This window comes from Shewanella electrica, from assembly GCF_022321485.1.
Classification (GTDB): domain Bacteria; phylum Pseudomonadota; class Gammaproteobacteria; order Enterobacterales; family Shewanellaceae; genus Shewanella; species Shewanella electrica.
Genome location: NZ_JAKOGG010000003.1, coordinates 68,784 through 82,402 on the forward strand (window position 1 = coordinate 68,784; position 13,619 = coordinate 82,402).

The 13,619-nt window shown below is 51.2% G+C and carries 11 protein-coding genes; 4 read left to right on the top strand and 7 right to left on the bottom strand.

The features are described from left to right. Positions 1-7: 7 nt before the first annotated feature. The 4 genes from L9G74_RS05185 to hldE all read right to left on the bottom strand — a co-directional run bounded on the left by L9G74_RS05185 (position 8) and on the right by hldE (position 3,523). The gene (locus L9G74_RS05185; protein ID WP_238895237.1) at positions 8-562 is read right to left on the bottom strand and encodes a hypothetical protein; all 555 of its coding nucleotides are present in this window, start codon (positions 560-562) and stop codon (positions 8-10) included. A 98-nt stretch (positions 563-660) separates the two neighbouring features. Beyond that, entirely contained in the window at positions 661-1,134 is a 474-nt protein-coding gene (locus L9G74_RS05190) for a TetR family transcriptional regulator (RefSeq protein WP_238895238.1), read from the bottom strand. Positions 1,135-1,243: 109 nt separating this feature from the next. Continuing rightward, complete coding sequence (locus L9G74_RS05195; protein ID WP_238895239.1) at positions 1,244-2,092, bottom strand: hypothetical protein; 849 nt, start codon at positions 2,090-2,092, stop codon at positions 1,244-1,246. Beyond that, complete coding sequence (gene hldE, locus L9G74_RS05200) at positions 2,093-3,523, bottom strand: bifunctional D-glycero-beta-D-manno-heptose-7-phosphate kinase/D-glycero-beta-D-manno-heptose 1-phosphate adenylyltransferase HldE (protein WP_238895240.1); 1,431 nt, start codon at positions 3,521-3,523, stop codon at positions 2,093-2,095. It lies immediately after the preceding gene. A gap of 105 nt (positions 3,524-3,628) precedes the next feature. Here hldE and L9G74_RS05205 point away from each other — a divergent pair, with 105 nt between their 5' ends. Next, entirely contained in the window at positions 3,629-4,555 is a 927-nt protein-coding gene (locus L9G74_RS05205) for an LpxL/LpxP family Kdo(2)-lipid IV(A) lauroyl/palmitoleoyl acyltransferase (RefSeq protein WP_238895241.1), read from the top strand. A gap of 8 nt (positions 4,556-4,563) precedes the next feature. Here L9G74_RS05205 and L9G74_RS05210 read toward each other — a convergent pair whose 3' ends face one another. After that, entirely contained in the window at positions 4,564-6,291 is a 1,728-nt protein-coding gene (locus L9G74_RS05210) for a potassium/proton antiporter (RefSeq protein ID WP_238895242.1), read from the bottom strand. Positions 6,292-6,708: 417 nt separating this feature from the next. Here L9G74_RS05210 and L9G74_RS05215 point away from each other — a divergent pair, with 417 nt between their 5' ends. After that, a complete protein-coding gene (locus tag L9G74_RS05215; protein ID WP_238895243.1) occupies positions 6,709-7,620 on the top strand; it encodes a L,D-transpeptidase family protein in 912 nt (303 codons plus the stop codon). A gap of 61 nt (positions 7,621-7,681) precedes the next feature. On the opposite strand, the gene L9G74_RS05220 is transcribed toward L9G74_RS05215, so the two are convergent. Both L9G74_RS05220 and glnE read right to left on the bottom strand, forming a co-directional pair. After that, the gene (locus tag L9G74_RS05220; protein ID WP_238895244.1) at positions 7,682-8,488 is read right to left on the bottom strand and encodes an N-acetyl-ornithine deacetylase; all 807 of its coding nucleotides are present in this window, start codon (positions 8,486-8,488) and stop codon (positions 7,682-7,684) included. Positions 8,489-8,660: 172 nt separating this feature from the next. Beyond that, positions 8,661-11,522 (bottom strand): bifunctional [glutamate--ammonia ligase]-adenylyl-L-tyrosine phosphorylase/[glutamate--ammonia-ligase] adenylyltransferase, encoded by a 2,862-nt coding sequence (gene glnE / locus L9G74_RS05225; protein WP_238895245.1) that lies wholly within the window; start codon positions 11,520-11,522, stop codon positions 8,661-8,663. A gap of 222 nt (positions 11,523-11,744) precedes the next feature. Between glnE and L9G74_RS05230 the strand changes: the two genes are divergently transcribed. Both L9G74_RS05230 and L9G74_RS05235 read left to right on the top strand, forming a co-directional pair. Further along, entirely contained in the window at positions 11,745-12,695 is a 951-nt protein-coding gene (locus tag L9G74_RS05230; RefSeq protein WP_238895246.1) for a hypothetical protein, read from the top strand. A gap of 24 nt (positions 12,696-12,719) precedes the next feature. After that, positions 12,720-13,619, top strand: a complete 900-nt coding sequence (locus tag L9G74_RS05235) for a DUF350 domain-containing protein (RefSeq protein ID WP_238895247.1) — start codon at positions 12,720-12,722, stop codon at positions 13,617-13,619.

Genomic DNA, 13,619 nt, shown 5'->3' on the forward strand with positions numbered 1-13,619 from the left:
GTCACTCCTATACGCCGACGTTGCTTTGCTTGAGCTCTAGGGCAAGATCTTGGTAGTTATGTTCCAGCTTGGGCAGCACATCGCTCTGCATCTTGGAACATAAGGTTTCTAACTCATCCAAGCCTTTGCTGCGCAGCATATGGCGTGCTTCCATACGCTCTAACAACACGCCGACTTGCAGATAAAACTGCCGAATGGGTGTCAACAGTTCACTGGGCGTTTGTAAGGTATTGGGCGAATACTTCATGTTCGTCCAAACAAAGTCGGCTAACTGCGGGTGAACACTTCGCAGATCGGGCGGCCGATTTTCGCGGGTGGTTTTGACGTAATCGAGCAGAATATTCACATTCTCGCTGACTTCATCATGCAGTGAACGGCGCAGATAATAATTGGTTTGCGCATCATCGATGTTGTCAAAGGCAATGGCTTGGCTCAGTCCTTCTCTGCCAGCGAGATAAACGCCTGCTACCGTAGCAACAATCATAAACACTTGGCTAATCCAAAAGCTGGTTCGCGCCAATTCACTATTGTCGAGGCGCACGGTTCTACTCCGTTCGACCACCTTGGTTCCCTCGTTCAACGTACTTCTCCACTATCGGCTGTATTTTGCGAGCCAATATACTAGCGAAAACGTGACAACATGACTACGACAGCAATGGATTAGGCGGCTAAGCGCTGCTCAGCCAGCAGTTTTACTGCACTGCGACCCAGCAGTTCACTGACCAAGCGACAGCCTGCATCACCAAAGTGGCGGCGTGCTTGCGAGCGGGTAAGTTCAATCGCTTCAAACTGTGGCACTTCAGCACTGGCTCGAGCGCAGAAATTGAAGAACAAACGCAACACCGCTCGCCGTTCTGCCGCTTCGAGCGCGGTCAACCAACTACGTTCAAATTGTTCGATATCGCAAAAATCCAAGGCGGACACAAAAAATGCAGCAATACGGCTGTTAAGCGCTAACAGAAAATCGATCTTACGGGGGAAATGGTGCGAAATACCGGTGCGGCTAATGCCAGTGGCTTGCGCCAGCGTACTGTATGACATGTTATCATACCCAAGGGTTAAAATTTGCTGTAACGCTGCGTCTTCAATTTGACGAATTGTCAGCGCCGTTTCAACTTTGGAACGCTTGGCCATCAACAGCCCTCTAACAAGCTCAATTTATTGGGAATTTGAGCTTAACAAAGCGGCTTAACCAATAGCCAACAGCTTAAAGTTTTTTTAGTTACGAATTGGTGAGATCCCATTACTTTGAGGCAGCATGATGTTTTTCCAGCAGATTTTGCTCCGTCATCCACTGTTCTGCCGCTGCATCACCCATCACCCGCCGTAAGGTAGTACCAATGACCTCGCCTAACGCGGGCCGGCGCCAACTCAGGTAATCTGGCAGCGATTGCCAACGGCCCATGCCGAACAGCCGTTGTAGCAAACCCGAAAACTCCTGCAACTCATCTTCGTTATAACGTTTGGTGGCGTGAAACAGTGGCAGCAGCCATGCGGCAAAACTGCTGCGTTGCATCTGCTGTGCATCAAAACTGGCGAATTGCGGTGCCAGATATAACGCGGTCCAGTGGGAGAAGTTTTCGATGTCAGCAAACACCGCCATATTGCGGCGATCCAGTTGCTGCCGCGCCAACGTCAGCTCACCGGTTTCCTGCACGCTGCGCCACAGCATATAACAGTCGGCCAACCATTCATGCTCCAACGGCGTTAAGCTCGTCGGTAACTGCCCAGCATGCTGCAACGCACAGATCTCCAAATGGCCCAGTTCGTGCCACAAGGTCAGTTCAGCTTGTTGCGCTAGCGGCAACTGGTAAACGGTATCATTCCACAATGCGCTGATGCTGTGATTGAGGCGCTCTGGCGCCCACAGGATCATGCCAGCAAACTGCTCATCGTCGACAGGCATCGCCATCGCGGCACGCAAGCCGAGTTGGCGCTGCAATGTAGCCCATTGTGACGGGAAACGCTGCTGATATTTGGCAGGGACGACCGCTAAACATTGCGAGTATTGCTCAGGTGGGCAGACTAACGCTTGGCGCTCGCCCACCTCACTCCAGAACAAACTGCTTGCCAGCATCCCTGCCATCAACATTTAGGGTTTATCCATAATGCGTTGGATGATGGCGGTGGTTGAAATGCCATCTTCAAAGCCAAGCACTTTGACGCTGCCACCTGCGGCAATCACTTCTTGGCCGCCAGCAATCTCTTCCACCCGATAATCGCCGCCTTTCACCAGCAGGTCTGGCAATAAACGGGCAATTAACCGCTGTGGAGTATCTTCGCTAAATGGCACCACCCAGTCGACCGCTGCCAACCCGGCCAATACTGCCATGCGGCGCTCAACATTATTGACCGGACGGCCTTCGCCCTTGAGGCGTTTGACTGAGGCATCATCGTTGACCGCCACAATCAAACGGTCGCCGAGCGCACGCGCATCTTTCAGATAAGACACGTGCCCTGCATGCAAAATATCAAAACAGCCGTTGGTCATCACAATGCGCTCACCCCGCAGATGCGCTTGCTCCATGGCGTACGCCAGTTGCTCTTCGCTGACCACGCCAAAGCCACTTTCACCTTGATGCGCCGATAACGCATCAATCAGCTCAATTCGGCTCACGGTGGAAGTGCCCAGTTTGCCCACCACCACGCCAGCGGCAGTATTGGCGATAGCACACGCTTGTGGCAGATCGCTCCCCGCCGCCAATGCGGTCGCTAAGGTAGAAATCACTGTGTCGCCCGCGCCGGTCACGTCATACACTTCACGCGCTACGGTAGGAATATGTAACTCGTTGCCATCACGAGTGATCAGCGTCATGCCTTTTTCTGAGCGAGTCACCAGCATGGCTTCCAATGCGTATTGCGCAATCAAACCGCGCGCTTTGGCGACCAAGTCGGCTTCAGAGGTTACTGCACCGACCACCGCTTCAAATTCGCTCATGTTCGGGGTGATCAAAGTGGCACCGTGGTAACGGCCAAAGTCGCTACCTTTTGGATCGACTAACACTTTCACGCCCAATTCGCGGGCTTTCGCGATAAAGGCACGCGGATCGGCGATGGCGCCTTTGGCGTAATCCGACAGAATCGCCACATTGCAGTTGGCCAATAGTGCTTCTGCCTGCGCCAGCATTGCGCTGCTTTGATCAGCGGTGAAAGGCTCTTCAAAATCGAGGCGGATCAGTTGCTGATTGCGACTCAGCACCCGCAGCTTAGTAATGGTTGGCTTGTCGTTGACCTGCAACCACTCAGGGCTGACACCTTGCGCCTTCAAGCCATTGGTCAACGCCGTCGCTGTATCATCGGTACCGACAATACCGCTGAGCGCCACCTGCCCACCAAGCGCGGCAATGTTGAGCGCCACGTTGGCGGCACCACCGGGACGGTCTTCAATCTGGTTAATTTTTACCACGGGCACAGGCGCTTCTGGAGAGATACGTCCCGTTGGCCCTACCCAATAGCGGTCAAGCATCACATCGCCGACCACTAATACGCGAGCTTTTTCAAACGGAGGCAGGGTAACTTTCATTTAAGACAATCCGAACTAGGCTAAATTAAGTGTGGGATTGTACCGAATTTTTGCGTGAATTTGCGCTAGAATAGCCGCTAATTTTTATTGTGGGTAAAGTGAAACGTGGTCGAGAAAGCACAATTTTCAAAACAGTTGCTGCATCCAAAATACTGGTTGCTATGGGTGGGCGTCGGTTTAACACATCTACTGACAATGCTGCCGATGAAGTGGCAGATGCGTTTGGGCGCCCTGTTTGGTCGTATGGCGATGCCATTTGCGAAGAGTCGCGTGCACACGGCCCGACGTAATTTAGCCCTGTGTTTTCCGCAAATGCCGGAAGCCGAGCGCGAACAGTTACTTAAACGTAACTTTGAGGAAACTGGTAAAGCGATTTTCGATACCATTAACGCTTGGTGGTGGTCCGACAGCCGCATTCAGAACAACATGACCATCAAAGGCCAAGAATATGTGCAGCAGACGCTGGATGCTGGTCAAGGGGTGATTCTGTTCGCGGTGCATTGTCTGCCGCTAGAGATGGGCGCACGGATTTTTGGTCAGTTTAATCCGGGGGTGGGCGTCTATCGGCCACATAACCATCCGGTGATGGAATACCTGCAAGTGAAAGGCCGCTTGCGCTCCAACAAAGCCTTGATCCCGAAACGCGATCTACGCCAGATGGTGCGCAGCCTGCGCGCCCCGAACGTGATTTGGTATACCGCTGACCAAGATTTTGGCCGCTCCAGTGCGATTTTTATTCCGTTTTTTGCCGTGCCAGAAGCCGCGACCATTACCGGCGGCACGACGCTAGCGAAACTCGGCAAAGCCAAAGTCTTGCCATTTTTTGTGGAGCGTAATGCTGACGATAACGGCTACACCATTGAGATTGAGCCACCGCTGGATAACTATCCGGGCGAAAATGAAGAGGCTGATGCCATCCGTGGCAATCACATCATTGAAGGGTTGATCTCGCGCAACATGACGCAGTACATGTGGCTGCATCGTCGCTTTAAAACTCGGCCAGAAAAGAGCGATCCTTCGCTCTACAAATAAGCTTGCCGTTATTCCGCTTGGGTTGGTAGACGAATACCAACCCGAGTGACTTCCCCGTGTTGTACCTCTGACACAATCCAACCGATACCCTGCCACATAAAGTGATCGCCGACGACCGGCGAGCTACCGAGCTGTTCTTTAATCAACTCGCCAACCGTCATCAGTTGATGGTCTTCGTCAAGCAAGAAACCGTATACCACCGCCATATCGGCCAGCAGCACATCCATGGTCATGAAGAAGTCACCAAAGAAACGTGTGGCATCGCGTTTTTCTGGCGCTTCACTAAACATACGGCTCAGCGCATCCAGATCCGCCTCTTTGGCCAACACACACAAGGTATCGCCTGCTTTCAGCGTGGTACTGCCAGACGGATGCATCAGTTGATCATCACGAAATACCGCGGCAATACGGGTATCGTTGGGCATATTCAACTGGCGCAGTTGCTCACCGATACACCATTTAGACTCGCTGAGTTTATAGACAAAGATTTCCCACTCGCTAGCGGGATAGATCTCCACCCCTGAGCGCGATATCGGCTCAGGTTTGGGTGGCAACTCCACCTTGGCTAACCGCGCCGCATAGGTCAGCGTACTGCCCTGTAGCAGCAACGACACCAACACCACGAAGAAGGCTAAGTTGAAATAGAGTTGCGCGTGCGGCAAGCCCGCCATCATCGGGAATACCGCCAGAATGATCGGCACCGCGCCCCGCAATCCCACCCAAGAGATAAAGTGAATTTGCCGCGCTTGAAAGCGACGGAACGGCGCCAAGCTGATCCACACCGCCACTGGACGGGCGATAAAGATCATCCCGAACGCCAGCACCAGTCCCGGCAATGCTACCGCTTCCAAATCGGTCGGCGTCATCAATAACCCCAATACTAAGAACATGCCGATTTGACTGACCCACGTCATGCCATCAAGCACGCTCAAAATCGCATGTTTACTGCGCGTGGCGCGGTTACCAAGGAATAACCCCGTGAGATAAATCGACAAAATACCGCTGCCACCCAAGGCATTGGAAATGGCGTAAACCATCAAGCCACCGCTGAGCACCAAAATGGAGTACAGCCCTTCTGGCAATTTGGTACGGTTGACCAAACGCCAAATCAGCCAACCGCCAATAAGCCCAAGCAGCGCGCCGAAACCAAACTGCTTGATAAAACTCAGCAGCAGTTGGCTCGCCGACACATCGTTAGTGCTCGATGCCAGAATGCTGATCAACGTGACGGTGAGGAATACCGCCATCGGGTCGTTACTGCCCGATTCAATCTCCAGCGTGGAGCCAACCCGTTCGTTAATGGCGCGGCCTTTGAGCAAACTGAAGACAGCGGCGGCATCGGTAGAGCCGACAATGGCGCCCAGCAGCATGCCTTGCAGCCAATTGAGGCCAAACAGATAGCTAGCGAGTAAACCGGTAAGACAGGTGGTGATCACCACCCCAACGGTGGCTAATGAGAGTGCGGGCCACAAGGCCACACGGAAGCTGGCAACCCGCGTGCGCATGCCGCCATCGAGCAGAATAATCGCCAAAGCGAGGTTACTGACTAAATAAGCGGTGGAGTAATCATTAAAGACAATACCGCCGGGGCCATCTTCGCCAGCCAGCAGGCCAACACCGAGGAACACCACCAGAATCGGAATGCCAAGTCGCGAAGAGAGTGGGCTGAGCAATACACTGATAGCAGCTAATAAAGCACCGACCAGAAAAAAGCTGTTTATCGTGTTTGCATCCATGGCGACTCCTTCTACATCAAACTTATCTCGGGGTAATTACACCTATAAGCATAGAATTTAGCATAAAAAGTGATTATCTGGATGATTTTTAATTAATTTTTATTACCTAAATCGATAGATTAGTCCCGCAAATTAGTAACATTTAATCAATTAAGTGAGTTATTTACATCAATCATCAGTAGCAACCAGCACCAAATTTTTAAAATAGCCGTTTATTTATCGCGACTTAGCTAAAATCGGTAAGTTTTTTCAAACATTTTTTAATGAAAGTAACATAGGTGTAAAAAGCGACGAATACAGTTGGGTTTCTTTAGCGATTTCACTAGAATAGTGGCCTCGTGCTCAGTTCAGGCTGGCCTAAGTTTGGCAGGTTACGCTGAGTTCTATAAAAGGCATTAATAAAAGCTGAAAGGTTGTATGAAGACGTCGATTATCAGCGCCCTATTTTTGGGACTCACCACTCTCTCAACTGCGCTTGTCGCCAAAGAATATCCGTTACCTGCCAATGGCGGTCGCCTTATCGGCGATAACGAGTATTTTGTTGTACCACATAAAAAACTCACTCTCGAAGGGATCGCTGCCGATTTCCAACTGGGGTTGACCAATATGTTGGAAGCCAACCCAAGTGCTGATCCATTTTTGCCTCATCCGCAAAGTACCTTGCTGATCCCACATCAGTTGATTCTGCCTGACGCACCAAGAGAAGGCATTGTTATCAACGTGGCGGAGATGCGCCTGTTTTACTATCCACCAGGCCGTAATGTGGTGGAAGTACTGCCTATCGGCATTGGTCAACTAGGCACCGATACCCCTGAAAACTGGGTGACAAAAATCCGCCGTAAAAAAGCCAACCCAACGTGGACGCCAACCGCCAAGATGCATAAAGAATATGCCGCTCGCGGTGAGAAATTACCCAAAGTATGGCCTGCTGGCCCAGATAATCCGATGGGATTGTTTGCGTTGTACTTGGGTAACCTGTATGCGATTCACGGTACCAACGCCAGTTTTGGTATTGGCCTGCGCGTCAGCCACGGCTGTGTGCGTTTGCGTAATGAAGACATTGAGTATTTGTTCAAGTCTGTGCCAGTGGATACTCGCGTACAGTTCGTCAATCAACCAGTGAAAGCTACCGTTGAACCTGATGGCCGCCGCTACCTCGAAGTGCACAACCCACTGTCGCAAACTCAAGAAGAGTTCAACTCTGCGGCCCCTTCAATGCTGCAACTGACACCGAAAATGGTGCGCTTTATTGCCGACAAAAGCACTCAATCGCATGTGCTCAAACGCGTATTAGATGATCGCAGTGGTATTCCTACTCAGATCAACTAAGCATTGATTTCCCATAAAAAAAGCCTGCTCGATGCAGGCTTTTTTGTTTTTAATCATTTAGTTAATGCGCAAGAATGTAATCCACGAAACGCTGCATCACCGCGCTATTTGCCAAAATACGGCGGTCAAAGTTTTGCGTTGCAGGGGTTTCGCTACACGCACCGACTTTAGCGCCGCTACGCACCAACCAAGCTTCAAACGAGCTATCGAAGTGGTTGAAGATGAAACCGTTCTCGACTGGGCAACCGTCGATATCATCATCTTGAGCAACATCAAATGACTCGGCCAGCGCCGCCAACAACTGCTGGCTGAAACTGCCTGGCTGTTGCCGTGGTTCAAATGAATAGAGATAAGTACGGGTTTGCAGCACATCTTCGTGGCAGGTCAAGATGCCATCTTTACTGGCGGCCTGCAGTAACTGGGCACTTTCCAGTAGGATTTTACCTTCCACCGTAGGCTTGGCATCGTCCACACCCGCGAGATAACCACGGTTAGGGTTTTCGCCGAAGATATTAAAGCGATGACCTTTGATAAATCCCGTTGGGTTGTTCAATGGCAACAGTGACAGATTCACCTGCTCAAACAGCTCGGGTGACAACCCAGAGAGAAAGTGCAACATGCCCCACGGGCCGGCGGCTTCTTCACCGTGGAAGCCAGAACTGATCAAAATTGAGGGTAAACCGGCAGAAGCTTTAGGTGACTGCAATAGCTGTATTGGGTGGCCTTCAACTTTACCTAAGGTGCGGGGTTTTAAATTCAGTCGCTGACACTCTTCATCAAGTAACGCCATATAGCGTTCGATGTCATGACTTTCACAGGTAAAAATTTCAGATTGCCAGCTGTAACGCTGATAGGGAGAGCGACTCATCCTTCACATTCCTTAGAACTTATTCGCAGCCATTTTAACAGCTCACGATTTTTATGCCTTACAAATCATCATGCGGATTTTTCACGTTATGCGTGACTAATGGCTTTGTTTGCCATGCCGCTGACGGAGTTAAGCCAGCACGCCTTAATTCACTTAAACAGGTCAACCGCGTCTAGCTCGGCTCAACGCTAATGCCCAGTACATCGTGATAGATCTCAACCACTTGCGTTGCAGACTGGCTAACTTGATCCCACGGCAACTGGGTCGGTTTACCCGCCAAGGTAAGATGATGACTCTCATCACGCAGCTGACAGTAGATTTGCGTTAGCGCTTGCGCGCACATCACCGGGATTAACTCCAGCTCCGCCGCCACTTCAAAGATGCGCACATTGTCCGACCACATGCATAGCTCAGAGTATTGATGCGCATTAGCCAGCACTAAATACTGCGCAATAAATTCGATATCAGCAATGCCGCCCGCACTTTGTTTGAGGTCAAACATCTCTTTGGGCACTTTCAGCAGATGTTCTCGCATCTTGAGCCGCATCTGGTGTACTTGCTCGGCCAGTTGCTGCGGTTCACGTTGCATGCTCAATACGCTGGTACGAATGTCGGCAAAGCGCTCAGCCAAGCTGTTATCACCATAGATAAAGCGTGCCCGCACTAACGCTTGATGTTCCCACGTCCACGCATCTTGCTGTTGATATTCGGCAAAGCTGTCGATACTGCTCACCAATAATCCTGCCGCGCCACTCGGACGTAAGCGTAAATCCACGTCGTACAAGATGCCAGACACGGTACGGGTGGCAAACAGATGCTGAATGCGCTGCGCTAGCTTGGCGTAAAACAAGCCGACTTCAATCGGTTTGTCGCCGTTGGTGCTGCCCTCAGTCGCATTATGCAAAAATACTAAATCTAGATCGGAGCCGTAACCGAGTTCGATACCGCCTAACTTGCCGTAGCCCACCACCGCAAACGCCATATCGCCAGCGCGAATACCTTGCGGCTCACCAAACCGTTCGGTGACTTGCTGCCATGCGTAGTGCACCACTTGCTCAATCAGTGCCTCAGCCAAGAAGGTTAAGTGGTCACTCACTTCCATTACCGGCAACACACCGGTGACATCGGCCGCGGCAATCTTTAACTGCTGCGACAGCTTGAACTGGCGCATGCCTTCCATCAGCTGCTCCATATCATCGGCTGGAATGCGCAGCAGATATTGACGCAGTTCGCTGGCGTAATCATCCAGCGAGGTGGTGTTATACAGCTGTGCTGGTTCAATGAGTTCATCGAGCAACATCGGGAAACGTGCTAACTCGGAGGCAATCCACGGGCTAGCGCTACACAGGCTGATCAGTTGTTGCCGTGCGCCGGGGTTTTCATACAACAATTCAAGATAGGTGGTGCGGGTGAGGATCTGCTCCAACACGCCACACACCGGATTGAAGGCATCGACCGGATTATTGGTCAGGCCGATCTCTTCCAGCAGCTTTGGCATCAACTTATCGAGAGTTTCACGCCCACGCGGCCCGATAGAACGGCGTGCCACAGTGTCCTTCCAGGCAAATAAGGCTTCAGCTAGGGCGCCATCATCTAAACCGTGTTCAGTGAGCAGTAGTTTGGCATCTTCCAGATGTGGTGCGCACCACAGCTGAACTGTCCAACAGTCATACACCGCATCACTGCTTTCTTCTCCGCCAACCGCATCGCGGAAATGGCGATGGATTTTGGTCATCGCCGCTTCAATCTTAGCGCGCAACTCAGCTTCATTGGCCGTGTCGGTGGCGTAACACAGACGATGCCAATCTAAGGCGTTGTCCGGCAAAGTTTGCGTCTGTTTGTCACCAATCGCCTGCAATAGGTTTTCCACTTGGCGCAACAAGGAATAGGCACTGCGCAGCTCATCGGCGGCAAAATAATCCAGTTGATGAAAATGATATAAGGCGTCAATCGCTTCATAGATGCTTTGGCAGCGCAACTCTGGCTCACGGCCACCGCGGATCAATTGAAAGCTTTGCACCACGAATTCGACTTCACGAATGCCACCGGCACCCAGCTTGATGTTGTCGGTCAACTGACGGCGACGCACCTCTTGGGCAATCAGTTGTTTCATGCGCCGCAGCGAATCAATGGCTGAAAAATCGATGTAACGGCGATAGATAAATGGGCGCAATAAGTCATGCAGTTGATCAGAAAAGTGGTTCCACGGCCCCAGTGCGCGCGCTTTAACCATGGCGTAGCGCTCCCACTCACGCCCCTGCTCTTGGTAGTAATCTTCCAGCGCGCTGTAGCTGACCACTAACGGCCCACTTTCGCCATAAGGCCGCAAACGCATATCCACGCGGAACACAAAACCATCGGTGGTGACTTGACCGAGCAGATTGACCAAACGTTGGCCCATGCGGATAAAAAACTGTTGATTGTCGAGTGTGCGGCGGCCGCCGACGGTTTCACCATGTTCTGGGAAGGTAAAAATCAGGTCGATATCGGAGGAGAAATTCAGCTCGCGGCCCCCCAACTTGCCCATGCCGAGGATCATCAACGGCTGCGGTGTGCCCTGTTTATCGCAAGGTGTACCAAGCGACTGACACATGTCGTTATACAGCCAATCACGGCCAGCGATAATCAAGGCTTCGGCTAATACGGAGAGATCTAGCAGCGAGTTTTCTAACGGCGACAAACCGAGAAAATCGCACCACGCTAAGCGCACCATCTGCTTATTACGGAATTGACGCAGCACCTGTTTGGCTTGCTCTTCACTGCCCACCTCCTGCATTAACTCGTGCAGTGTCGCAGTAAAATGCTGTCGTTCGGGGCGATTAAAACCTTGCTGAAAAAACTCGTTAATCCATTCGGGGTGACGGCATAGTTGCTCGGCAACAAAGTCACTCAGCCCCAATACAGCGCGCAAGCTAGCTAACTGCTCAGGCAGCAGTTTCCCCCACTCTGGCCACGCCTGCTGTAGCTGAGCAAGATGTTTATCCGCTACCTGATTAACAAGCTCAGAATCATAGTCGTTGCGCTGTGAATTCATTCCTAATTAGCCCCCGCTAAATTCCGTTCGACATAATATGTCAAAATATGTTATAGATCCGCGTACTCTTCGTTTGTATCATGCACATAACTCGACATTGTGTGCTGGTATAGTTATCGATGAATGAGTACCAGTCGGACAGGTTACACCAACTCAACGCATGAGCCTATGGCAGGATGAGAACAGTGTGTTTAGGCTAATGTTAAAATAAATGGAGATTACATGGCGAGGATGTTAATCCGAGTTTTCGGCATATTTTTGCTGCTGTCCCTCGTAGGATGCGGGGATAATACTGCCGAAGATATTGCCCAATATCAGCAGCTCGATAATCAACGGCTCAACAGTTTGAGTCAAAAATTAGATAACAACGAAATTCGTAATGCCATGTTGCTAAAGCAATATGCGCAGATTTTAAAGAATGAACGTAGTGATCTAGCCCCGTTACTGGATCAGCTCGTGCTGGATGCGACCAAAGATGGTCCAAGCTTTAAGGCGTTAGCACAACGGCTTGAAGATGCTAAGCACACGCCAAACTTCCCCGATAAAAATGCGCAACTGCAGGAACTGAAAGACATCTACGATGCCACTGAACCGAGCCAGTTTAACGACTTGTTATCAGATCCTGTCAACGTGATCGCTGATATGTCTAACGGCAAGTTAGCGCGGGTTAATGCCATCAGCCCGGCAGCATCTAAAACCGCCAACAATGCTGAAGACTTTGGCGCGGGGAGTCAGTTAGTCGGCAACCCGAATTATGGTCACTGGCAAACTAACAGCAGCGGCATGTCGTTCTGGGAATGGTATGGCATGTACTCGATGTTCAATAACATTTTCAACCGCCCGATTTATTACGATAGCTGGTCACGCCATCGCGACTACAGTTATTACAACGACGTAGGTCGTTATCGCTATACCTCACCGAAACAGCGTCAAACACAAGACAGTGTTTACCAACGCACCAAAAAACAATTCGGCAACCAAGGCAAGCGCTTTGATAGTCCATATGCGAAGTCTCGCACCGGCTCCACCGCACTATCACGCCAAAGCCGCAGTACCCCCGCACCCACGGCCTCCCGTAGCAGCGGCAGTACGTTCCGTTCTAACTACGCCAAGGACAGCAGTTTTAGAAACTCTAGTTCGCGCACTTCCCGTGGCGTTAGCCGCGGTAAATAACTGACAAAGATATAAGGAATAACAATGACGCTTTTTCAGGAATTCGGTATTACACAGGAATTGGCGATTATCCTCGCCATCGACCTCGGCATCGCCGTACTGCTGTTAACACTGATGCGCTACATGCAAGGCTGGAGTGCAAAAGTAAATAGCCGTGATGAGCTGGCAGTGCGCGACAACTTTGCCTTCGGCATTAGCACCGCTGGTGCCGTCGGCGCGCTGGGTATTGTGCTCACTGGCGCCATCACCGGTGCCGCGGCTCACAGCTATGCGCAAGAAGCTATCGGCATGGCTTCTTACGGTATTTGCGGTTTAATCCTCATTAAACTCGGCCGCTTCGTGCACGATAAAATTGCGCTAAACCATGTGGATAAAACCGCCGCCATTTTGAAAGGCAACATTTCGGTTGCTATCGTCGATGCCGGTGCCGCCATGGCAACCGCCTTGGTGATCCGCGCAGTGCTGATTTGGGCCGAAGATTTGACCGTCAATACCTTCATCGCCATCTTCAGCGCTTTTGCCGTATCGCAACTGATGTTAGTGGTGCTGACGCGCGCGCTGGAGATTTTCTATCGCCGCCGCAACCAAGGCCATTCGCTGCAACAAGCACTGGAAGAAGGCAACACAGCATTGGCACTGCGCCACGCTGGCGCGATGCTAGCGATGGGCTTTACCTTTAACGCTGCGAGTCATTTCATGGTGTACGACCCAACCACTTATGTGACCAACCTGTTTGGCTGGTTTGTATTTTCACTGATGATGCTGCTGGTATTGAGCATTCTGCTGTGGGTGGTGAAAAAGCTAGTGCTGGCGCGTATTGATCTGTCAGATGAAATTGAACGCCAACAAAACATTGGCCTCGCCGCGGTTGAGATGGCGATCAGTATTTCTATCGCCGTTATCATGACTGGCTTGATGGCATAA